General features: G+C 69.4%; 15 protein-coding genes and 1 tRNA gene. 2 read left to right on the forward strand and 14 right to left on the reverse strand.

What is annotated here, in order from left to right:
* Nucleotides 1-284: 284 nt before the first annotated feature.
* The 8 genes from JJJ14_RS09135 to argS all read right to left on the reverse strand — a co-directional run bounded on the left by JJJ14_RS09135 (nucleotide 285) and on the right by argS (nucleotide 11,497).
* A complete protein-coding gene (locus JJJ14_RS09135) occupies nucleotides 285-1,070 on the reverse strand; it encodes a CE1759 family FMN reductase (RefSeq protein ID WP_081386008.1) in 786 nt (261 codons plus the stop codon).
* Nucleotide 1,071: 1 nt separating this feature from the next.
* Complete coding sequence (locus JJJ14_RS09140; protein ID WP_060957550.1) at nucleotides 1,072-2,220, reverse strand: CE1758 family FMN-dependent luciferase-like monooxygenase; 1,149 nt, start codon at nucleotides 2,218-2,220, stop codon at nucleotides 1,072-1,074.
* An 896-nt stretch (nucleotides 2,221-3,116) separates the two neighbouring features.
* Nucleotides 3,117-4,019 carry a homoserine kinase gene (gene thrB, locus JJJ14_RS09145; protein ID WP_009747892.1) on the reverse strand — a complete coding sequence of 301 codons (903 nt, stop codon included), beginning with the start codon at nucleotides 4,017-4,019 and terminating at the stop codon, nucleotides 3,117-3,119.
* 1 nt (nucleotide 4,020) lies between these two features.
* Nucleotides 4,021-5,349 (reverse strand): homoserine dehydrogenase, encoded by a 1,329-nt coding sequence (locus tag JJJ14_RS09150; protein WP_075378624.1) that lies wholly within the window; start codon nucleotides 5,347-5,349, stop codon nucleotides 4,021-4,023.
* 268 nt (nucleotides 5,350-5,617) lie between these two features.
* A complete protein-coding gene (locus JJJ14_RS09155) occupies nucleotides 5,618-5,785 on the reverse strand; it encodes a hypothetical protein (protein ID WP_201443942.1) in 168 nt (55 codons plus the stop codon).
* A 252-nt stretch (nucleotides 5,786-6,037) separates the two neighbouring features.
* Entirely contained in the window at nucleotides 6,038-7,861 is a 1,824-nt protein-coding gene (locus JJJ14_RS09160) for a DUF7926 domain-containing protein (RefSeq protein WP_201443943.1), read from the reverse strand.
* A gap of 483 nt (nucleotides 7,862-8,344) precedes the next feature.
* Complete coding sequence (lysA, locus tag JJJ14_RS09165) at nucleotides 8,345-9,805, reverse strand: diaminopimelate decarboxylase (RefSeq protein WP_201443944.1); 1,461 nt, start codon at nucleotides 9,803-9,805, stop codon at nucleotides 8,345-8,347.
* 6 nt (nucleotides 9,806-9,811) lie between these two features.
* Nucleotides 9,812-11,497, reverse strand: coding sequence for an arginine--tRNA ligase (gene argS / locus JJJ14_RS09170; RefSeq protein WP_101558585.1), 1,686 nt, complete (start codon nucleotides 11,495-11,497; stop codon nucleotides 9,812-9,814).
* A 133-nt stretch (nucleotides 11,498-11,630) separates the two neighbouring features.
* Here argS and JJJ14_RS09175 point away from each other — a divergent pair.
* Nucleotides 11,631-11,706: transfer RNA gene (locus tag JJJ14_RS09175), tRNA-Arg, on the forward strand.
* Nucleotides 11,707-11,801: 95 nt separating this feature from the next.
* On the opposite strand, the gene JJJ14_RS09180 is transcribed toward JJJ14_RS09175, so the two are convergent.
* From JJJ14_RS09180 to JJJ14_RS09205, 6 genes are all read right to left on the reverse strand, one after another.
* A complete protein-coding gene (locus tag JJJ14_RS09180; protein WP_201443945.1) occupies nucleotides 11,802-12,152 on the reverse strand; it encodes a ribbon-helix-helix domain-containing protein in 351 nt (116 codons plus the stop codon).
* A 19-nt stretch (nucleotides 12,153-12,171) separates the two neighbouring features.
* The gene (locus tag JJJ14_RS09185) at nucleotides 12,172-12,441 is read right to left on the reverse strand and encodes a hypothetical protein (protein ID WP_020991713.1); all 270 of its coding nucleotides are present in this window, start codon (nucleotides 12,439-12,441) and stop codon (nucleotides 12,172-12,174) included.
* An 81-nt stretch (nucleotides 12,442-12,522) separates the two neighbouring features.
* Entirely contained in the window at nucleotides 12,523-13,278 is a 756-nt protein-coding gene (locus JJJ14_RS09190) for a glycerophosphodiester phosphodiesterase family protein (RefSeq protein WP_201443946.1), read from the reverse strand.
* 12 nt (nucleotides 13,279-13,290) lie between these two features.
* Nucleotides 13,291-15,558, reverse strand: a complete 2,268-nt coding sequence (locus JJJ14_RS09195) for a peptidoglycan DD-metalloendopeptidase family protein (protein ID WP_236592789.1) — start codon at nucleotides 15,556-15,558, stop codon at nucleotides 13,291-13,293.
* Nucleotides 15,559-15,901: 343 nt separating this feature from the next.
* Nucleotides 15,902-16,981 (reverse strand): hemolysin family protein, encoded by a 1,080-nt coding sequence (locus JJJ14_RS09200; RefSeq protein ID WP_201443948.1) that lies wholly within the window; start codon nucleotides 16,979-16,981, stop codon nucleotides 15,902-15,904.
* Nucleotides 16,978-18,345: a hemolysin family protein gene (locus JJJ14_RS09205; RefSeq protein ID WP_201443949.1), complete on the reverse strand. Its 1,368-nt coding sequence runs from the start codon at nucleotides 18,343-18,345 to the stop codon at nucleotides 16,978-16,980. The genes JJJ14_RS09200 and JJJ14_RS09205 overlap by 4 nt, the downstream gene beginning before the upstream one ends.
* Nucleotides 18,346-18,708: 363 nt before the next feature.
* Here JJJ14_RS09205 and JJJ14_RS09210 point away from each other — a divergent pair, with 363 nt between their 5' ends.
* Entirely contained in the window at nucleotides 18,709-22,536 is a 3,828-nt protein-coding gene (locus tag JJJ14_RS09210; RefSeq protein WP_201443950.1) for a multifunctional oxoglutarate decarboxylase/oxoglutarate dehydrogenase thiamine pyrophosphate-binding subunit/dihydrolipoyllysine-residue succinyltransferase subunit, read from the forward strand.
* Nucleotides 22,537-22,631: the final 95 nt, after the last annotated feature.

A 22,631-nucleotide genomic window follows, 5' to 3' on the forward strand; every position in this document is an offset into this window, starting at 1 on the left:
CCGGCTTCTGCTGAGACCTGAGCCTCAGGTCCGGGGCTGGTGCGGTCAGCGGCGTGGTGCGATCCGTGCGGCCGACAGCGTCATCATAGCAGCCCGGAGAAGCAGCACCTAACGGAACACTGGCGAGCAACGCCGGGGATGCAGCCATTATTCCACCCATGACACTTCTCGCCGTCGCCGTGACGCCGGTGGGGCCGACTGCACACACGATCAGCCCCACCGGAATGATCGACTCGGACACCACCAAGCCGACTCTTGCCCTTCAAGCCCCCAGGCTCACGACCTCATCGACCTGCGAGGAGCGCCTCCATGGGCGCGAAGTCGGCCAACGGGTCAACCGGCGCCTGGCGCGGGAAGCGCTCCATGAGCGTGGCCAGCTCCCGTCCCGCCCGGGCCACGCGCTCACTCAAGGGCGACTCGGGCCTCTCAGAGGATGATGGCCTCTGCCAGGCCGCACCGAAGTCCTCGCTGGCCGCGAAGACGGCGGTCTGCGTCGGCAGGGCCTTCATGTAGACCACCAGCGGCCGCAGCGCCATCTCGGTCACAAGACTGTGCCGCGCAGTGCCGGCCGTCGCCCCCAGCAGGACGGGGACGCCCTCAAGTGTGCCGGCCGGCAGCACATCCATGGCGGACTTGAACAGTCCGGAGTAGGAGGCCTGAAAGACCGGGCTGACCAGGATGACGCCGTCGGCGGCGGACAGGGCATCGATCACCTTCTGCAGGTCGGCGGACACCGGCCCACCCACACTGGCCAGGGCGATGTCCTTGACCAGGGGCCTGAGCCCGATGACCTCGATGCTGGCCAGGCGGGAGTCGGCCTCCAGGGCCTTGCGAGTCGACTCAGCCAGCCGCTCGGCGAGCCGCTGGGAGGTCGAGGGCTCCGAGACCCCGGCGTGCAGAGCCACGATCCGGCTCAGACGCCCCATCTGGGTATTGGCGTAGGCGTCATAGGTCGGCGATCCGGCCAGGGACTGGGTGCCGCCGGAAGGGGCGACGGGTGCGGTCGTATCAGCGGTCACGTCATCCATCTCCTGCCTGTCACTCGTCGTGTCACGGGTTTCCCATGCCATCTCAGATCCTCACCTTCCGGCCCGTGAGCGGGTCGAACTCGTTGGACAGGGAGAAGGGCTCCTCAGCCGGAGGCTCGGCCCCCTCCAGCAGGGCCCGGTGGCGCGGGTGGAGCGGCGCGTCGGGAACCCCTTCGGGCCTGGTGGACTCCAGCTCGGCGCGCAGCGCCGGAACGATCTCGGAACCCAGGTACTCGATCTGCTTCATGATCTCCTTGTGCGGGACGCCGCCCAGGTCCAGGTTGAAGGCCTGACGCTGGTAGTCGCCGATCGCGTCCCGGTAGGTCAGGTACTTCTCCACGATCTGCTCAGGCGTGCCGACCGCGAGAGGCGTGTGCTGTGTCATCTCTTCCAGCGACGCCCCCTGGTAGACGTAGGTGTTGCGGAAGTAGGGGGTGTATCGCTCGATGGCCTCGGTCTCACTCCTGGCGGCGAAGATCTGTCCGCCCAAGCCCACGATCGCCTGCTCGGGCCGACCATGACCATAGAAGGCGAAGCGCTCTCGGTAGAGGTCGACCATCTTCTTGACGTGGTCTATGGGCCAGAAGATGTTGTTGTGGAGGTATCCGTCTCCGTAATAGGCGGCCTGCTCGGCGATCTGGGGCGAGCGGATGGAGGCGTGCCACACGAAGGGCGGGACGCCGTCGAGTGGGCGGGGCATGGATGTGAAGTCCTGCAGCGCGGTGCGGAACTCACCCTCCCAGTCCACATTGGTCTCGCGCCACAGGCGGCGCAGCAGGTCATAGTTCTCCACCGCGAGCGAGATGCCCTTGCGGATGTCCTTGCCGAACCAGGGGTAGACGGGTCCGGTGTTGCCGCGTCCCATCATGAGGTCGACGCGCCCGTCGGAGAGGTGCTGGAGGTAGGCGTACTCCTCGGCCAGACGCACCGGGTCATTAGTCGTGATGAGGGTGGTCGCAGTGCTCAGGAGCAGCTTGTCCGTGCGGGCAGCGATGTTGGCCAGCAGGGTCGTGGGTGACGACGGCGCGAAGGGTGGGTTGTGGTGCTCCCCGGTAGCGAAGAAGTCCAAACCCGCCTGCTCGGCCAGGACCGCCATCTCGACTGTGTTCTTGATGCGCTGATGCTCACTGGGAGCCTTACCAGTAGCCGGATCGGTCGTGATGTCTCCAACTGTGAAGATCCCGAACTGCATCAGACGTCCTCCCTGTTCTCAACACTGGATCTCAATGATTTCTTGTGTTCTGAGAGAACTGGAGAAGCTCATAGTTTATTTCTCAACTACCCAGATGTGGTGCACGTCCCACGTGGAAGCAGGGCTCTGCCGCCTCACCGGGGATTCTGTGTTGCCTCACGACCTCTGAGAGTTTCAAATGTCATGACATCTCAAGACACCGCTTGGAAGCGTCTGCCAGATGGGAGAGCTGCTGCCTCGGCCTGCCGGAGCAGACTGACCCGGTCACTGCGGTGGCTGCCGGCATCGCCTGGACGCACTGAACGAGGGTCGGATGCTACTGGAGGAGGGTCGGGGGTACTGCAGGTAGGTGGGACCTTCGTGCAGTACGCACAACCCTTGGCCAGTGGATCCCGACCCTCGTGGAGCAGGCCGACCCGAGGCGAGACTCACTGCGAAGCCGGAGTCGAACCATGACCACCGGGACCCTGCGCAGGCGGCGGACAGGGAGCGGTAGGGGCGGACCTGTGACGGAGGCGCCGGGCCGTGCCGCAAGAACCCCGGACTCACTCCTGCGCGGCCCGGTGTCCACAGCGCTGACATGAGCGGGCCCGACGTCAGTGCGCCCAGCGGGCATCGTTGGAATACTGCGGTTTCTCTCCGGCGTGCAGCGCCGCTACGCCTTTAATGTCAGCACCATGGACACCCACACCCCGTCATGCCTCACCTCCAGAGCCACTAGCCTGCCCAAAGTTCCCGCCCGAGCGGGTGTCTCAGAAGTCATGACACTCACATGCCTCAGAAGTGAGGAGACAGCACACCTCACCAAGGATTCGAGACCGACGCGGATCGCGGGCGTCCTCGGACTCGAGGACGCCCGCGATCAGGGAGGCGAATGAAGAAGCCGTTCGCGCGGATCAGGAGGTCAGGACCGCCCCACGGGTGTCGATTCCGGGGCTGAGCACGCTCCAGCCGTGGTTCTCCAGGGCGAAGCGGGTCTGGTCGGCCAGGGTGGACAGGACCAGCACCGTGGGACCGGCGCCGGAGATGACGGCCGGGTAGCCCTGCTCGCGCAGCGAGTCCATGACGGCCATCGAGGCGGGCAGGACTCCGCGCCGGTATTCCTGGTGGAGGCGGTCCTCGGTTCCGGCCATGAGCAGGTCGGGACGTCCGGCGAGCGCCAGCATGAGCACGGCGGCCCGGGAGGTGTTGAACAGGGCGTCCTCGCGCGGCACGGAGACCGGCAGGACCTGACGGGCCTCCTTGGTGGACAGGCGCGTCGTCGCCGGCGGGATGAGCAGGCTCACCCCGAGGGAGGCGTCCACGGGCATGGGCGCCATGCGCGGGCGTCCCCCGCGCTCGACCCAGGCGACAGTGGCGCCTCCGAACACGGCGGGCGCGACGTTGTCGGGGTGGCCCTCGAAGTCGGTGGCCAGGGCGAAGATCCGGTCATCGCTGAGGGCCTCGGGCTCGGCGATGAGGCCGCGCGCCAGCATGAGTCCGGCCACGGCGGCACTGGCGGACGAGCCCATGCCCCCGCCGTGGGGGATCCGGTTGACGCAGCGCATCTCGAAGCCGGCCTGTGGGGCGCCGACGGCGTCCAGACCGGCTCGCAGCGCCTGCACGACGAGGTTGTCGTCATCAGTGGGGACCGTCTCGGCACCCACACCCTCAACAATGACGCGGGTGGTGCCGGTGATCGGCCGCACCGAGACCTCGTCGTAGTAGCGGAAGGCCATGCCGAAGGAGTCGAAGCCCGGCCCCATGTTCGCCGTCGTGGCCGGGACCCGGACGGCCGCGCGCTCGTAGACGATGCGCATGTCACTCGCCCTCGACGCGTTGGATGGAGACGACCTCGGCGACCCGGTCGGAGTCCCGCAGGCCCTCGACGGCGGCGTCGAGGTGGAAGACGGGGGCAGGGTGGGTCACGAAGGTGACGACGGCCTGGTCGTGGCTGCCGTCGGAGGTGACGTAGGCGCTCTGGCGCACCGAGTTGATGGAGACCTCGTTCTCGGCGAAGACGGAGGCCATCGCGGCCAGGGAGCCGACGGCGTCGTCTGAGCGCAGCTGGATCTGGTAGCGGGTGACGGCGGCCTCGGGGCCGAGGACCGGCAGGCTCGCGTAGGAGGACTCGCGGGGGGCCTGGCCGCCGTGGACCCGGTGGGCGGCGGCGGCGACGACGTCGGACAGGACCGCTGAGGCGGTCGGGGCTCCCCCGGCTCCCTGACCGTAGAACATGAGGCGCCCGGCGCTCTCGGCCTCGACGAGGACGGCGTTGTAGGCGCCGTGAACGCTGGCCAGCGGGTGGTCGTTGGGGACCAGGGCGGGGTGGACGCGCACGGAGACGCCTTGCGCGTGCTCGTCGTCGCGGCGCTGGGCGATGGCGAGGAGCTTGAGCTCGCAGCCCGAGGCGTGGGCCTCGCGGATGTCGTCGGCGGTGACCTCGCGGATGCCCTCAACGGAGACGTCGTCGAGGCCCACGCGGGTGTGGAAGGCGAGGGAGGCGATGATGGCGGCCTTGGCGGCGGCGTCCAGGCCGTCGACGTCGGCGGTGGGGTCAGCCTCGGCGTAGCCGAGCTCCTGGGCGGTGGCCAGGGCGGTCTCAAAGGAGAGTCCCTTGGTGCTCATCTCGTCGAGGATGTAGTTAGTGGTGCCGTTGACGATACCGAGCACGCTGGTGACGCGGTCACCGGCCATGGACTCGCGCAGCGCGTAGACCACAGGGATGGCACCGGCAACAGCGGCCTCGTAGTAGAAGTCGGTGCCTGCGGCCGCGGCGGCGGTGTAGAGCTCGGGGCCGTGGGCCGCGATGAGGGCCTTGTTGCCGGTGATGACGCTGGCCCCGGCCTTGAAGGCAGCCAGGATGAGGGTGCGGGCCGGCTCGATCCCGCCGATGAGCTCAATGACCAGGTCGTTGCCGGTGGCGACGGCGGTGGCGTCATCGGTGAGGAGGTCCTGGGGGACGGCGAAGTCGCGCGGCGCGTTGACGTCACGGACGGCGACGCCCGTGATCTCAAGACGTGCGCCGGAGCGGGCGGCGAAGTCGTCGGCCTGCTCGGTGAGGAGGCGAATGACCTGGCTTCCGACGGTCCCGGCGCCGAGGACGCCGACGGTCAGTGTGCGCTGGGCGGGTGAGAGGTCCTGAGCCACGGGATGACCACCTTGCTGTGTGTGCTGTGTTGCGTGCCGCGTGTGGGCACTTCGACTGCGTCATGCGATGGGCCGATCGGCTGGCACGGTCAACCGACCGCCCACCGGCGCTGGCCATCACTGCGGGCCAGCATAAGGGGCATCGGCCGTGGAGCGCTTGCATGTCCGCCTGTGGACACACGGCCGGCTCTGTGCTCACCGGCGCGATGAGGCCGGTAGGGGTGCTTCCGGCGCTGGCCTGAGGCTGCGCGCGGACGGGGCGGAGTTCTCAGCGACGCCAGATGATCTGCTTGAGCAGTCGGCCGATCACCCGCCCCAGTCCCAGGGATACCGGGGCGGCCGCGCTGTCAGAGTACCCCCAGGCCGGAGGCGGCTGCTCCAGGGAGGAGAGGAAGGAGGTCAGTGAGGACGAAGAGGGGGAGGTTGTTGCGCTCATGCCTTCAGGCTAGAAAACAGCCACGCGATAAGCGCCCCTCGAGAGAATGATTGGCGGGGCGGCCTCCTCCTCCCCACGGCCGAGACGATCGAATGGGGCTCTCCTGCTTTCGGCAGATCCACCGAGGCGGACCGTCGGGGCGGGACCCCAGGGCGCAGACGGCCAGTGGCCCCGCCCCGGTTGAACCGGAGAGGGGCCACTGGATGGGCTCTGCTGACAGAGCGTTCAGGCTCGAGAAGCGGTCACCCGCGTTCAGGAGGCGTTGCGGCGACGAGCCACCAGCAGGGCACCGCCACCCAGGCCGGCGCCGGCGAGCAGCACGAGCGCAACGGCGTTAGCACCGGTGTGCGCCAGCGGCGGGGTGCCACCGTTCGGCGTCCTCGGGGTGGAGGTGGGCGGCACCGGAGCACCCGGGGTGCTCGGCGGCTGCTGCGTTGTGGTCGGCGGGGTCGCCGGCGGGTTGTCGACCGTGGGCGGGGCCTGCGTGGTGGTCGGCGGGGTCGCCGGCGGAGTGGTCACCGTGGGCGGGGTCTGCGTGGTCGTCGGCGGCGTCGAGGTGGTCGTCGTCGTGTTGGTCAGAGAGACATTGACGATCTCCTGGTCGCGGATGGTGAAGGTGTTGGTCTTCTGACCGTCAATGGTGAAGACCGGCTCGCCCCAGCTGAAGCCGGAGGCGGCGGGCTGGGCCTTGGAGGTGTCCTCGGTGAGCGTGACCTTGGTGCCCACGGGGAAGGTGCCGTCGAAGGTGACCGGCTCACCGGGCTTGACCGTGACGGAGGAGGTTCCGGTGCGGCCCTCGCCGGTGGCCTTCTGGCCCTCGGGAGCCTTCCAGTCCGGGTAGGAGCTGGCAGCGGCCGGCAGCTCGTAGGCGACGTCGACGACGAAGCTGGAGCCGGCGGCCTTCGCGGCAGCCTCGCCCTCGACGACCTTGGTCACGTTGAAGCTGCCGAAGCCGGGCTCCATCTGGACCGAGATGTCGAAGTACTGGACGTAGGACTGCTTCTGGGTGCTGGTCAGGTCCGTACCGTTGAGGTTCACGGTGTTCTCGTAGGAGGTGCCTCGGGAGGCGGCGACGGCCTTGCCGTTGGCGTCCACGAAGGAGACGGGGTACTCCAGGGTGAAGTTGGTGCCGTTCTGGAACGGACCGGTCACCTCGTAGGTGGCGGTGCGGCCGTCCTCGGAGTAGGTGGCCTTGACGTCGTAGTCACCGTACTGGGTGGTGGAGTCCTGGCCGGCGGCGTTGGTCAGCGGGATGGACTTGCCGTCAGCAGGACGCAGGTTGAGGACCGTGCGGGTGGCGTCAGCCTGGTTGAAGGTCATGCCGCCACCGAGGGTGTCGGTGAAGACGATGCTCTGGCGGGAGCCGTCGAAGGTCTTGCCGAGCTTGTCACCAGTGGTCTGGTTGGTCCCGAAGTTCACACCCCAGGTCAGCTCCTTGTAGTTGTTGTAGAAGCTGGAGGCCCACTTGGTGAGCTCCCAGTCGCTCTCCTTGGGGCCGCCGATGCCGCCGCCACCGGGCAGGGTGACGGTCGTGGTGACACCGTTGACGGTGAAGTCAACGGACTGCACGTCGGTGGCCTTGGCGACGGACACCAGGGCGGAGCCGGAACCCTTGAAGTTGTGGAAGCCGGCGGCCTTGAGCTCGTCAACCTTGGAGTTGAAGGTGCAGGTGACGTCCTTGACGGTCAGGGTGCAGGTACCGACCTCGACATCCTTGCCGCCGTACTCGACGGTCATGGGGCGGGTCTCGCTGTTCTGCAGGTTGGTGAAGTACTCACCCAGACCGATCGTGAAGGAGTCGCCGCTCTTGAGGTTGGCGTCGACACCGCTCCAGTCGAAGCTGAGACGGGCGAGGTCGTAGGTGTTGAGCTGTCCGTCCTGCTCGACGTTGTTACCGTCCACCCGCGTCAGAGACAGGTTGGTGACGTTGACGCTCTTGTTCTGCTCAGCGCTCGCCTGGGGGGCGAACTGCGACAAGATCGCGACAAGGAAGAGAGTGAGGATGGCGGCGGCCCCCCTCACCGCCCCTCGCGTGAGGGCCGGCCGAGAGGCGGCGCCCGTGGACATTGTGTTCATGGGTTCTCCGGATTCCTGGCATAGATGACAAGGGTCTGCCTTGTGAAACATCACCGAACGTTCCCACCGTCTGTTCAGGAGAGGGAAAGGCCGCCCCGTGATGACCAAGACCACTGTGTCACAAACCGACTGATTGGGAACAGGGAACACTCAAAACACGCGCGACGTCACAGTCTCGTCACATCCAAATCTGCATCTTCCAACAAACTAAACCCCAAAGTCTTGTCGGTTTCCTACAAGAAATCTATTGCCGGGCCATGCCGCCCCTGTGTCTCCCCTATCAGGCAAGCCGCACGTCAGTTGTGTCAGCCCTCCAAAACAATCGACATCCACCCCGCCTTTGAAGTGGCTACACCCAGCACTCTTTAAGGTTGTTGCCCTCAGGGCCACCTCATCGTTTTATCAGAACATATACAGAAGCGCCGTCGTTGCAGGACTTGTTCCTGGAACGACGGCGCTTCAGCGAGCGACCGGTAGGAGGCCTCAGCCCTCCAGGCGCAGGAGGTCCTCGATGGTCTCGGGTCGCAGGACCCAGCCCGACTCCCCCTCGCGCACCCAGCGCACGCCGGGGCGGGTGAAGAGGTTGTAGTTGGAGGCCATGGAGCGCCCGTAGGCGCCGGTGGCGGGCACGGCCAGCACATCACCGACGGCCAGGTCGGCGGGCAGGTCCACGTCGCGCACGACGACGTCGCCGGACTCGCAGTGCTTGCCCACCACCCGGCTGCGCACCAGCCCGGCCTGCGGGTCGGGGCGGCGGTTGGCGACCAAGGCCGTGTAGGCGGCCTCGTAGAGGGCGGGGCGGATGTTGTCGCTCATGCCGCCGTCAATGCTGACGTAGAGGCGCGAGGCCCCCTCCCCCAGCTCGACGCGCTTGAGGCCGGTGACGGTGTAGAGGGTGACCGTCGTCGGACCGGCGACTGCCCGGCCGGGCTCGATGGAGACGGTGGGGACCTCGTCTCCAAGACGCTCGCAGGTCTCGCGCACGGCCTCGGCCAGGGTGCGGGCGACCTGCGCCGGGCTGGGCGGCACCGGGTCGGCCCCGGTGTAGGCGATGCCGTAGCCACCGCCCAGGTCGACCTCCGGGCACAGGTGCCCGGTGTCGACGGCGACCTCGTGGCGCAGGGTGAGGACGATGCCGACGGCCTCCCGGAAGCCGGCCAGGTCCAGGATCTGGGAGCCGATGTGGGAGTGCAGCCCGTGCAGCTCGAGCTCGGAGGCGGCGATGATCGCGTCGATGGCCTGCCGGGCAGCGCCTCCGTGGACGGAGAGGCCGAACTTCTGGTCCTCGTGGCCGGTGGAGATGTACTCGTGACCACCGGCGTGCACGCCGGTGGTCAGGCGCACCATGACCTTGCCGGTCTCCTCGGACCCGTAGACGCCACTGGCACGCAACTCGCGCACGGCGCGGGCAGCGAGCTCAACCTCCTCGAGGGAGTCGAGGACCAGGTGACCCACGTGGTGGGTGAGGGCGACGGCGATCTCGGCCTGCGTCTTGCCGTTGCCGTGCAGGCCCAGACGGGTGGCGTCCGTGGTGGCCTCCTCCCCGTCCACCTCCTGCAGGGCGGCCAGGGACACGGCGAGCTCGCCGCGGCTGGCGGTGTCGATGCCCATGCCCTCCTCGAGGACCCACTGGGCGACCTTGGTGGTCAAGAAGGCCTTGCCGGCGTAGAAGGCCTCTCCCCCGGCCATGCCATAGCTGGGCCAGAACTCCTCATGCATGGCAGCGGCCCAGGAGGCGGCGCGCCCGCGCAGGTCGGCCTCATCCAGGACGAAGACGGGGCTGGGGGCCTCGGCGAGGATCTCAGAGACGGTCAGCCCGCCCAGGACGAGCTCGCCGTCATCCGTGCGCCGTGCCGTGGTCGGCCACAGGTCAGGACGGTCCTCGGGCTCGGGGCAGGCCAGTGCCCCCAGGGGCGGCTCTCCGGCGGGAATCTGGTCAGTCATCGACTCTCACATCCTCTCGGGTGCACTCACACCCAGCAGGTCGAGCCCGTTGGCCAGGACCTGCCCGACGGCGTCGTTGAGCCACAGGCGGGCGACGTGCCCGGAGTCCACGGCGTCGTCCCCGCGGGGGGTGACACGGGTGGCGCCGTACCAGGCGTGGTAGGCGGCGGCGAGCTGCTCGAGGTAGCGCGCCACACGGTGCTGCTCACGCAGCTGCGCGGCCTGGGCCACGGTGGCAGGGAACTGGGCCAGGACCCCCAGCAGGGCGGCGTCGGCCGGATCGTCCAGGGCACCGGGCTCGAAGGGCGCCTCGTTCGGGTCCCGGCTCACGCCGTGCTCGGCGGCGTTGCGGGCCACGTTGCGGGTCCGGGCGTGGGCGTACTGGACGTAGTAGACGGGGTTGTCGGAGGTGGAGGAGGCCAGCAGATCCAGATCGATGTCGATCATGGAGTCCATGGAGGAGCGGGCCAGGGCGTAGCGGGCTGCGTCCACGCCGACGGCGTCGACCAGGTCCTCCAAGGTGACGATAGTGCCGGCGCGCTTGGACATGCGCACCGGGACGCCGTTGCGCACGAGGTTGACGAGCTGGCCGATGAGGATCTGCATGTTGGTGCCGGGAGTGTCCCCGAAGGCCGCGCACATGGCCATCATCCGGCCGATGTAGCCGTGGTGGTCGGCCCCGAGCAGGTAGACGGCGCAGTCGGCGCCGCGCTCGCGCTTGTCCAGGTAGTAGGCGAGGTCGGCGGCGAAGTAGGCGGCGTTGCCGTCGGACTTGATGAGGACGCGGTCCTTGTCGTCCCCGAAGTCGGTGGTGCGCAGCCAGGTGGCGCCGTCGCGCTCCTCGATGACGCCGCGCTCGCGCAGCCGGGCGATGGCGCGCTCGACGGCGCCGGAGGTGTGCAGGGAGTCCTCGTGGAAGAAGACGTCGAAGTCGGAGCGGAAGGCGTGCAGCTCGGCCTTGACGGCGGCGAACATGAGGTCGACGCCGCGGGAGCGGAAGACTTCGGTGGCCTCGGCGTCGGGCAGGGTGGCCGGGTCGGGGCGGCCGGCGGCGAGCTCGTCGGCGGTCACCTGCTGGGCGATCTCGCTGATGTAGGCACCGCCGTAGCCGTCCTCGGGGGTCTGCTCGCCGCGTGCGGAGGCCAGCAGGGAGCGGGCGAAGCGGTCGATCTGGGTACCGTGGTCGTTGAAGTAGTACTCCCGGGTGACCTGGGCGCCGCAGGCGGACAGGATTCGGGCCAGGGAGTCGCCGACGGCGGCCCAGCGGGCGCCACCCAGGTGGACCGGCCCGGTGGGGTTGGCCGAGACGTACTCGAGGTTGATGTGCTGGCCGCTCAGGGAGTCGTTGCGGCCGTAGGCCTCACCGGCCTCGACGATGGAGCGGGCGAGCTCGCCGGCGCTGGCGGCGTCGAGGCGGATGTTGAGGAAGCCGGGGCCGGCGACCTCCACGGAGGAGATGCCATCGACGGCCTCAAGACGCGGGACGAGGAGCTCGGCGAGGTCGCGCGGCTTGGTGCCGGCCTTCTTGGCCAGCTGCATGGCCACGTTGGTGGACCAGTCACCGTGGTCGCGGTTGCGGGGGCGCTCGACGCGGGGGTTGGGAATCTCTGCGGCGGGCAGGGCGAGGGAGCCCTCGGCGGAGGCCTCCTCCAGGACGGTGCGGATGGCTGCGGCAAGCTCTTCTGGGGTCACGCGCGTCAGCGTACCGTCAACGGGCGGGCCGGATCGCGAGCGAGCCCGGCGGCTGCCGGGCATCGTGGGACATGTCGCATGTCTCGCGCCGGTTTCGCTCCGGGACCGGGACGCTGGTACAGTCACGCCTCGGGCCCCGGTAGCTCAGTGGATAGAGCGTCTGCCTCCGGAGCAGAAGGTCGCAGGTTCGAATCCTGTCCGGGGCACCACTCCCGATCCCCCGTCGCCACCCGCGACGGGGGCTTGCTCATGTATTCGAGGCATGACAACGGGGCAACAGTGTGTCCATGGCTCAGACCGGTCATCATGCGGCTGGCGTGTTCTCATGGGAAAGATAAGCCTCAACGGCATCGCGAATGACGGCACTGGCGGTAGTGCCGTGCTTCTCGATGTAGGCGTCAAGAGCCGCGTTGGTGTGCTCGGGTAGGCGGACCTGGCGGCGCGGGGAGCGTCCGCGGCCGGTGGCGTGGGACTGTCCGAGGCCTGGGCGGCCACGGAGGATGGCGTCGAGGTCGGTGTCGCTGATGCGTGAGCCGTCGCGGCGGGTTCCGCGTCCGACGGCGGGGATACGGCCTGCGGTAACGTCCTCGTCGAGCTGGTTGTAGTAGGCCTGCTCAGTATCAGTGAAAGGGGCGCGTGTGGAATCAGGAGACATAGTGGCTCTATCTGGTCGGTCAGTGGTCGGCGGGTGGAACAAGGTGACGGTAGAGATCAGTGACCTCCATGACATGGAAGATGGTGCGTCGACCACGACCGTCAACGGCGACGCCGACTTCGAGGTAACGCAGTGCCTGCGGGTGGGGCAGACCGACGAACATGAATGACTGCTCACCTGCACGGCGGGGTTGGAGGATCTCGTAATCGACGTGATGCATGACGGCGTACTCCGCATCGGAGCGGGGAACGCCATGCTTGTCTGCAGAATCGCTGAACTCGAACCTCACGACATTATGGTAGTACCGAGGATAGAGGTGGGCAAGATTCCTTAGACCGCTGCTCAGCGGTGCGACTCGCCTCGCCCAGCGTCACCCCAGAGTCTTGAGGGCGAGGCTGGGGACGTCGGTCATGATGGCGTCCACGTTGAGGTCGGCCAGGTAGCGCATCCGCTCGGGGTCGTCCACCGTCCAGACGTGGACCTCCAGGCCCGCGGTGTGCGCGGAGGCGACGAAGCGGCGGGTGACCACCGGAACACCGTGGTAGCTCTCCGGCACCTGGACGGCGTCGACCCTGCCGCGGGTCCAGCCCCAGCGGGTCTGGGGCAGGGGGACGGCCGCCTCGCTGCGCAGCATGAGGCCGAGCACGTCACTGACGCCCAGTGAGGTCATGGCCCGTGGCTCCTGGCGGCGCAGCACGGCCAGCCGTCGGGCGGAGAAGGAGGCGAACCGGACTCGGTCGAGGGCCTGGGCGTCGCGCACCGTCTGCAGGGCCGCCTGGACGACGCAGGAGTCCTTGAGGTCGATGTTGAACTTCATCGCCAGCTGGGCGTACAGGGCGTCGTCGAGCCGGACGAAGCCCCGCCCGTCGCCGGAGTCGAGGTCGGCCAGCTCGGCCCACATGACCTCCCCCACGGTGCGGGGGTCGTTCGCGGTACGCCGCAGGTCCTCGTCATGGCTGAGCACGACGACGCCGTCGGCGGTCAGCCGCAGATCGGTCTCCATCCACTCCAGCCCGAGCGCGGCCACGTGCTCGACGGCGCTCCAGGTGTTCTCGGGAACCTCGCGTCCGCCGCCGCGGTGGGCGATGACGGCAGGACGGCGGGTTCGTGACGCGGCAGGCGGCACAGTGGGTCTCCCTCAGCTGCAGTTGGTGGTGAGCTCGACGGCGTTGTGCTGCTTGAGCCAGCCCCACGGCTCCACGGTGGACTCGTCGGCGGTGTCGTCCTTGGTGCGCACCTCGAAGTGCAGGTGAGAACCGGAGGACCGGCCTGTGTTACCCACGCCGGCGATCATCTGACCGGCCGTGACGGTGTCACCGACCTTGACGTGGATGCCGTCCTCGTACATGTGCAGGTAGCTGGTGTACCAGACCTGGCCGTCGATCTCATGCTTGATGGTGATGGTTCCGGTGCCATCGACCATGCCGGCGGTGGTGACGGTGCCGGCGGCGGCCGCGTAGATGGGCGTCCCCACGGGGGCGGCCATGTCCTGCCCGGCGTGCAGCTTGCGGTAGCCGAGGGTGGGGTGGGTGCGGTACCCGTACTCGGAGGAGATCTCGTAGGTGCCCGGAAGCATCGGGTAGAACAGCTGCGGCTTGGAGCTGAAGGCGGTGGTGTCGCCGGAGGCGCCGGTGGCCGAGGAGCAGGTCTTGGCGGCGTTCTGGAAGGCCTCACGGATCCTGGCGCGGGTGGCGGCGTCGGGCACGTTGGACAGCTGGGTGTCGGAGTCCTCGTCCAGGTCGTCGCTGCCGAGCACGGCGCTGGCCACGGAGGAGGCCTTCGTGCCACCGGCGGCCGGGCTCTGCGTGCTGGAGCCGCTGGGGTGCATCTTCATGGCGGCCGAGGCCAACGGGGTGTTGTCGAGGTGGTTGGACAAGGGAGCGAGCACCGTGACCACGGCCAGGACCGACAGGACGGCGGTGCGCCCCAGAATCCCGGAGCCGGTGCGGCGGCGGACAGGACGTGCGGGGGAAGGGCCGGTCGAGGAGTCGCGGTGGGTGTCCGGCTTCGATGCCGCTTTGGCCTTGGCCGACGACGTCGGGGAACTGGCCTCATCGGCCGCCTCGCCTTGCTTGGCCTGGGCGGCTGACTTCTCGGACTTGGTCTTCCTAGTGCTCCGGGCGGCCTTGATGGCGCGGATGGTCTCCTCGTCCGCGAGCGGCACCCCGGCCTTGCGGGCGGCCATGATCTTGCGGACCTCGGGGACCTCGATGGTCTCGGCACCTCGGAAGTCCGTGATCCGCTGCGAGAAGCGGATCTCGTGGGGCGTCTCGGGAGCGGAGGGAGCCTGCTCCGCGAGCGCTAACGGCTCAGCCTGCGGTGTCTGGACGGCGGGGTGGTCCGCGTGCGCGCCAGGGACGTCGAAGGAGGCGGTGTGGTGGGACGTGGCGGCGACGACGGGCTTGGCCGAGGCGGTCGAGGCTGGGGCTGCGGCGGAGGCGCGTTGCCGGCGACGGCCCGCGGATCGGGAGGCGGGCTCGGAGGCCGCCCCGATCTCCGGCTCGGCGGAGGCGGTCTGCGCGGCTGCGTGCCGATGACCGTGACGCTGTGCGTCGCTGGGCGAAGCAGGAGGTGTGCCACTAGCGGCCCACCACGGCGTGGCACCGGCGGGGTGAGCGGCTGCCGGCTCGAACCCTGAGGTGGACTCGGCCAGTGAGGCTGCAACCAGGGGCGACAGCGCCGAGGGCGTTGAAGGTGCCGCGGCGGGCGCGGCCTGGTCGCCACGATGCGAGTGGTGCTGGTCGTGGTGGAGCTCGGAGTGGCCCTCGGGGCGATGAGCCTGGGGTAGCGCGGAGCTCTGGACAGCGGGATTCTCCCGCGTCTGCTCGGGGTCCTCGAAGGCCTGGGCGGTGCGCAGCTCCTTGCGGGAGCGCCGGGTGGGGCGAGTGTCACCGGTGACCTGCGGCGAGGAGGTGAAGACGGAGGGGGCCGCAGATGCGGCGCCGTGCGCCTGAGCCGCCGGCGTCTGCGAGGGCTGCTGGGAGGTGGGCTCGGGCTCTTCGATGGTGCTCTGATGCCGGCGGGCCATACGGCTCATCGGTGCGACGGGCTGGGGCTGCGCCGACTCTGCCGGGACCGACGGCGCTGAACCGCTCCCTGGGCGCGTCGCAGGCGCTGCCAGCGCCACGGGCCGCTGCGGATGGTTCTGCTTCTGCGGGGCGACCGGGACGTCAGGGAGAGCCGATGGGCTCGGAGCGGTGACGGGGCTGGAGGCGGCAGCGTTCTCGGCGCGGTGAGTGTGAAGGTCTCGACGTGAGCGGCGAGTGGCTCCGGCGACGTGGGTGGTGTGCGTCGTCGACGGTGACGACGGGGCGGTTCCGGCCTGCGCCTCAGCGACTTGGCGAGCAGCTTCGGCAGCACGTTCCGCCTCGCGACGCTGGCGTCGACTCATGGGCTGCGGGGTCACGCGGGAAGCCTCCAGGTGGCTGAGTGTCATAGGGAAGTCGTTGCGGCCGGTCTCCCGGCTGTGGCGACATGGTGGCTGCCAGAGCGACAGCCTGGGTTGTACTCGGTTAAAACAGTAGCGGTCCGCTGTGAGTCTTGCCAGGAGAACCAGCACACCTTTGTGTGACCTGCACTTCTCACACAAACCCCAGGGGTTCCATCCGACCAGCCGGCCGCTAACCGGATTCGCGTGCCATACGAAGGAATCGGCGCCTGGACGCCAGTGCTGGAGCAGCGATCGACAATGGTCGCCCCAGGCAGCCCATGTTGTGGGAATCCGCCGATTCCGGCCATTAAATCACGATTTAATCACGGCGCTGGTGCTCTTCACGCTGCATGGCGTCGTTGACCTCGCCGACGAGCTCTTCGAGGATGTCCTCCAAGAAGAGGACCCCGATGAAGCGCCCTTGCGCGTTGCGCACGTGCCCGAGGTGGGCCCCCGAGCGCTGCATGGCCGCCAGCGCCTCCTCGACCTCGTCGTCGTAGCCGACGGGCACGAGTGCGCGAGCGCGCCAGGCGGGTACCGGCTCGGTGCGCTCGGCGCCGTCGGCGTAGAGGATGTCCTTGAGGTGCAGGTAGCCGGTGATGACGGGCTCCTCCCCCTCTTCAACTGCGGCCGGGTCGGCCACCAGCGGGAAGCGGGAGAAGCCGGTGGAGGCCACGGCCCGCTCCACGTCCTCCGGGGTGCAGTCCTGGGGCAGGGTGACGAGCTCGCTCAGGGGCACCATGACGCTGCCGGCGGTCTCCTCGGAGAACTCCAGGGCGCCGCTGAGCAGGCCGGTGGAGTCCTCCAGGACTCCTTCGGCGGTGGAGCGCTCGACGATGGAGGCGACCTCCTCGGCGTTGAAGGCCGCGGCGATCTCCTCCTTGGCCTCGATGCCCAGGACCCTCAGGACCCCGTTGGCGAAGCCGTTGAGGGCGTTGACCACGGGGCTGAAGACGCGCGAGCACCACACCAGGGGCGGGGCGAGCCAGCGCACGGCCTTCTCCGGGGAGGCGATGGAGATGTTCTTGGGCACCATCTCCCCGGCGACGACGTGCAGGCCCACGACGATAACCAGGGCGATGACGACGGCGACGGCGTGGGAGCCGGCGTGCCCGACGCCGACGGCCGCGAGCAGGGGCTCCAGGGCGTGGGCGATGGCCGGCTCGGCGACGACGCCCAGGCCGGTGGAGCACAGGGTGACGCCGAGCTGGGCGGTGGCCAGCATGCGCGAGACGTTCTGCAGGGCCCACAGGGCGGTGGCGGCGCGGGCGTCGCCGGCCTCGGCCAGTGGCTCGAGCTGGCTGCGGCGTGAGGAGGTGACGGCGAACTCGGCACCGACGAAGAAGGCGTTGCCGGCCAGGAGGATGACGGTGAGCAGGAGGGCGAGCGGAGTGCTCATCGGCGCTCCCCCTCTGGTCCTCGACTTCCGGGGGCGGCTGGCCCCCGACCTCCGGGGGCGGCCTCGGGGTCCTTGGGGCGCACGTGGAGGCGGGTGACACGGCGCCCGACCATGGCGTCGACGGCCAGGGAGGCGTGAGGCAGGTCGACGACGTCGCCGACGGCGGGGATGCGGCCGAGCTCGGTCATGACCAGGCCGCCGAGGGTCTCGTAGGGGCCGTCGTCGGGAACCTGGATGGCGGCGCGGGTGGCGAGCTCGTCGGGGCGCATCCATCCCGGGACGACCCAGTGGCCGGAGGGGTCGAGGTGGGCGCCGGCGCGGCGGCGGTCGTGCTCGTCGGCGACATCCCCGACGACCTCCTCGACGGCGTCCTCGAGGGTGACGACGCCGGCGGTGCCGCCGTACTCGTCGACGACGACCGCCATCTGGGAGCCCTGGGCGCGCAGCTCGACGAGCAGGTTGGCCAGCGGCATGGTCTCGGGGACGCGGGGCGCGGGGGTCATGAGGGAGGTGGAGGCGACGGGGACGTCGGCGCGCCGCTCGTAGGGGACGCCGATGGCGCGGCGCAGGTGGACGATACCCATGACGTCGTCGACGTCGCGCCCGATGACGGGGAAGCGGGAGTGGCCGGTGGCGCGGGCCAGGTGCACGACGTCCTCGGCGGAGTCGTCGGCATCGAGGGTGTGGAGGCGGCCGCGGTCAGTCATGACGTCGACGGCGGTCAGTGCCCCCAGGCCGATGGAGCGGGTGAGCAGGGTGGCGGTGGAGGCGTCGAGGGTGCCCTCCTCGGCGCTGTGGCGCACGAGGGAGGCGAGCTCGCCGGCGCTGCGGGTGCCGCTGAGCTCCTCGGCGGGCTCGATGCCCATGGCGTGCAGGACGGCGTTGGCGGCGCCGTTGAGCAGGACGATGAGGGGCTTGAGGAGGGTGGTGAAGCCCATGAGGAAGGGGGCGACGAGGCCGGCGGCGCGCATGGGGTCGGACAGGGTGGCGTTCTTGGGGATGAGCTCGCCGATGACCATGGAGAAGGCGTTGACGACGATGAGGGCGATGACGACTGCGGCGCCGGTGGCCACGGAGGTGGCCAGCCAGTGGCTCATGAGGCCGGTGAGCAGGTTCGCGAGGGCCGCCTGCATGGTGTAGCCCAGGAGCACGGTGGTCAGGGTGATGCCGACCTGGGCGCCGGACAGGAGGGTGGACAGTCGCCCCAGGGCCCGCTGAACGGTGGTGGCGCGCTTGTCGTCGGTGGCGGCGCGGGTCTCGACGGTGGAGGGGTCGAGGGCGACCAGGGAGAACTCACCGGCCACGAACAGGGCGGTGCCCACGGTGAGGACCACGCCGACGGCGATCATGAGCCAGTCGGTCATGCGGGCCCCTCCCCCACGTGGGATGAGGTGTGGACGCTGGAGGCGGACGAGTCGGGGTGGGGGTGGTCAGAGGCGGGCGAGGAGGCGCGGTGCGTGCGGGTGCGGCGCCTTGAGGCCCGGCAGAAAGCCGATCGCATAGTGACCGAACGGTACCACCGCGCCCCTCCTCCGGTCCCGCCACAACTCCGGTGCAGAGCGGCGTGGCGGATCAGGACACGCATGTGTCTTTGGTCCCGTGTTTGCTCGCATGAGACGCCCTTCACCTTCTAGGATGTCCTGTGAACACCGCCGTTCCTCCCCCGGGGTCCCGCTGAGGCTCCCAGTGTCGGAACGGGAGACTGACGAGCTCCGAGGAGACCCGACGTGCCCACGCAGGACCAGATCAGCCCAGGCTTCGGTGCCAACGAGTGGATGGTGGAGGAGATGCGGGCCGCCTGGTCGGCGGATCCCTCCTCCGTGAGTCCTCAGTGGCGCGAGCTCTTCGAGACCGATCCGGGTGCCGGCCTGCACCAACCGGGCCCTGCCTCCTCCAACGGCTCGGCGTCGTCGGCCGCCGGTGGGCCGCGCCGGGCCACCATCACGCCCCAGGCCGCCTCCTCCCTGCGCCGCTCCTCCGCCGTCCAGGACGTCACGCGCTCCGACCTGCCGCCGGCCCCGCCGTCGGACACCGCACCCCCGACCTCCCCCTACGCCCAGCGCCAGGCCGCCCACCCCGCTCACGACCAGGACGGTGACGCCTACGAGGACCGCACTACCAGGCTCAAGGGTGCGGCGGCCCGCACCGCCAAGAACATGGACGATTCCCTGTCCATGCCGACGGCCACCTCCGCCCGGGCCGTACCCGCCAAGGTCCTCATTGAGAACCGCTCCGTCATCAACACCCACCTGGCCCGCACCCGCGGCGGCAAGGTCTCCTTCACCCACCTCATCGGCTGGGCGGTGGTCGAGTCCCTGACCGAGATGCCCTCGATGAACGTCTCCTACGGGGTCGATGAGGCAGGCAAGCCGGTCCTGCACGAGCCCGCCCACGTGGCCTTCGGCCTGGCCATCGACGTGCCCGGCTCCGACGGGCAGCGTCGCCTGCTGGTGCCCTCCATCAAGCAGGCCGACCTCATGGACCTGTCCCAGTTCGTGGAGGCCTACGAGGCCCTCGTGGCCAAGGCTCGCGAGAACAAGCTGGACCTTGACGACTTCCGGGGTACCACCGTGACCCTGACCAACCCCGGCATGATCGGCACCCTGCACTCGGTGCCGCGCCTCATGCCCGGCCAGGGGCTCATCGTGGGGGTCGGCGCCATGGACTACCCGGCCGCCTTCGCCGGTGCCAGCCCCGACACCCTGGCCCGCCAGGCCATCGGCAAGGTCGTCACCCTGACCTCCACCTACGACCACCGCGTCATCCAGGGCGCCGCCTCCGGCGAGTTCCTGCGCCTGGTGGAGCGCAAGCTCCTGGGACTGGACGGCTTCTGGAACCGGGCTTTCGAGTCCCTGCGCATCCCCCTCGAGCCGGTCAAGTGGGTGCGTGACACCACCTACGACCCCGAGCTGGAGACCGGCAAGCCGGCGCGCGTGGCCGAGCTCATCCACGCCTACCGCCAGCGCGGCCACCTGGCGGCCGACAACGACCCGCTCACCTACCGCCTGCGCCGTCACCCCGACCTGGACATCACCTCCTACGGGCTGAGCCTGTGGGACCTGGACCGCTCCTTCCCCACCCGGGGCCTGGGCGGGCGCGACCGGGCCACCCTGCGCGAGATCCTCAGGATGCTGCGCGACGCCTACTGCCGCACCGTGGGCGTGGAGTACATGCACATCCAGGACCCGGCCCAGCGCGCCTGGTGGCAGGAGCGCCTCGAGCGCGACTGGGAGGACATCGCCGACGAGGAGCGCCGTCGGATCCTCACCAAGCTGGAGCAGGCCGAGGCCTTCGAGACCTTCCTGCAGACCAAGTACGTGGGCCAGAAGCGCTTCAGCCTCGAGGGCGGGGAGTCCCTCATCGTGGCCCTGGACCGCCTGCTCGACGCCGCCGCCCACGACGGCCTCGACGAGGTCGTCATCGGCATGGCCCACCGCGGCCGCCTCAACGTGCTCACCAACATCGCCGGCAAGTCCTACGGCCAGGTCTTCGACGAGTTCGAGGGCAACGGCGTCATCGAGGGCGCCGGCACCGGCGACGTCAAGTACCACCTGGGCACCGTGGGCGTCTTCTCCGGGACCGACGGCGTCTCCACCCGCGTCTCCCTGGCCGCCAACCCCTCCCACCTGGAGACGGTCGACGGCGTCGTCGAGGGCATCGTGCGCGCCAAGCAGGACCGCATCGGCCTGGGCGAGAAGGGCTACACGGTCATGCCGGTCCTCGTCCACGGTGACGCCGCCTTCGCCGGCCAGGGCGTGGTCTACGAGACCCTCAACATGAGCCAGCTGCCCGCCTACCGCACCGGCGGCACCGTCCACATCGTCGTCAACAACCAGATCGGATTCACCACCGGCTCGGCTTCGGCCCGCTCCACCATCTACGCCACCGACCTGGCCAAGGGCCTGCAGGTGCCGATCTTCCACGTCAACGCCGACGACCCCGAGACGGTGGCCCGCACCGCCCGCCACGCCTACGAGTACCGACGTACCTTCCACAAGGACGTCATCATCGACCTCATCTGCTACCGGCGGCGCGGCCACAACGAGGGCGACGACCCCTCGATGACCCAGCCGCTCATGTACCGGCTCATCGACTCGCTGGACTCCACGCGCGGCGTCTACACCGCCGCCCTCGTGGGGCGCGGCGACATCACCCCGCAGGAGGCCCAGGAGATCGCCAAGAGCTACCAGGACGAGCTGGAGCGGGTCTTCACCGAGGCCCGCATCCAGGTCACCGGGGGCACGGGCTCCGACGGCGCCGGAGACGCGGCCGACACCTCCACACAGGACCTGTCGGACCCCACGAAGGTGGGCGTGCCCCTGTCCTCCCTGGAGATCCCCTACTCCCAGCGGGCGGGCACCGGCATGATGCTCGGCTGGACCTCGGCCGTGCCGCGCGACGTCGTCGAGCGCATCGGCGACGCCCAGGTCGCCTGGCCCGAGTCCTTCACCGTCCACCCCAAGCTCCAGGCCATGCTCTCCAAGCGCCGCGAGGCCACGCGCGAGGGCGGCATCGACTGGGGGCTCGGGGAGCTCATCGCCCTGGGGAGCCTGCTCATGGAGGGCGTGCCGATCCGACTGGCCGGCGAGGACGCCCGCCGCGCCACCTTCGCCCAGCGCCACGCCGTCCTGCACGACCACACCTCCGGGCAGGAGTGGACGCCCCTGAGCTTCCTGACCCCGGACCAGGCACCCCTGGAGATCTACGACTCCCTGCTCAGCGAGTACGCCGCCCTGGCCTTCGAGTACGGCTACTCCGTGGAGCGCCCCGAGGGACTGACCATGTGGGAGGCCCAGTTCGGCGACTTCGCCAACGGCGCCCAGTCCGTCATCGACGAGTACGTCACCTCCGCCGCCCAGAAGTGGGGGCAGCGCTCCGGCCTGGTCATGCTGCTCCCCCACGGCCAGGAGGGGCAGGGACCCGACCACTCCTCGGCCCGCATCGAGCGCTACCTGCAGATGTGCGCCCAGGACAACATGCTGGTGGCCCAGCCCTCCACGCCCGCCAGCTACTTCCACCTGCTGCGCGAGCACACCTACACCCGCCCGCGCCGCCCGCTCATCGTCTTCACCCCCAAGCAGCTGCTGCGTCTGAAGGCCGCCTGCTCCCCGGTGGAGGCCTTCACCTCCGGCACCTTCCAGCCGGTCATCGGGGAGACCGACGACGCCGTCCTGGCCTCGGCGCAGAAACAGGGCGTGGACCGGGTGCTGCTGTGCTCGGGTCGCGTCTACTACGACCTGCTGGCCCACCGGACCAAGACCGGGGACACGAGAACGGCCATCGTCCGCCTCGAGCAGCTCTACCCGCTGGAGAGCTCGGCCATCGCCGAGGCACTGGCCCCCTTCAGCGGGGCCGAGCTCGTGTGGGTCCAGGACGAGCCCGCCAACCAGGGCATGTGGCCCTACCTGGCGCTCAACCTGCCGACGGAGCTGACCGGTGGCGTCCTGCCGACGCTGGTCTCCCGGCCCGAGGCCGCCGCCCCAGCGGTGGGCACCGCCGGTCTCCACCGCGCCCAGCAGGAGGAGATCCTCCGCCAGGCCTTCGCCCGCCGCTGAGACGAGGCCGGTCCACCGGCCCCTCCCGGGTCAGCCCCGCCGAAATGCCGTCAGCCTCCACCGTTACAACGCAAGGTCACGATAATGTCAAGACA

The organism is Actinomyces sp. HMT 175 (assembly GCF_016694895.1).
GTDB lineage: Bacteria > Actinomycetota > Actinomycetes > Actinomycetales > Actinomycetaceae > Actinomyces > Actinomyces oris.

Bases quoted from the DNA above. Each gene is read 5' to 3' on its own strand.
- thrB (WP_009747892.1), bottom strand. From the start codon at position 4,019: ATGCGCATCGTCTACGAGCGCGCGGCCGTCCGGGTCCCGGCCACGACG.
- JJJ14_RS09160 (WP_201443943.1), bottom strand. From the start codon at position 7,861: ATGAACACAATGTCCACGGGCGCCGCCTCTCGGCCGGCCCTCACGCGA.
- JJJ14_RS09180 (WP_201443945.1), bottom strand. From the start codon at position 12,152: ATGTCTCCTGATTCCACACGCGCCCCTTTCACTGATACTGAGCAGGCC.
- JJJ14_RS09140 (WP_060957550.1), bottom strand. From the start codon at position 2,220: ATGCAGTTCGGGATCTTCACAGTTGGAGACATCACGACCGATCCGGCT.
- JJJ14_RS09205 (WP_201443949.1), bottom strand. From the start codon at position 18,345: ATGACCGACTGGCTCATGATCGCCGTCGGCGTGGTCCTCACCGTGGGC.
- lysA (WP_201443944.1), bottom strand. From the start codon at position 9,805: ATGACTGACCAGATTCCCGCCGGAGAGCCGCCCCTGGGGGCACTGGCC.
- JJJ14_RS09200 (WP_201443948.1), bottom strand. From the start codon at position 16,981: ATGAGCACTCCGCTCGCCCTCCTGCTCACCGTCATCCTCCTGGCCGGC.
- JJJ14_RS09155 (WP_201443942.1), bottom strand. From the start codon at position 5,785: ATGAGCGCAACAACCTCCCCCTCTTCGTCCTCACTGACCTCCTTCCTC.
- JJJ14_RS09135 (WP_081386008.1), bottom strand. From the start codon at position 1,070: ATGGCATGGGAAACCCGTGACACGACGAGTGACAGGCAGGAGATGGAT.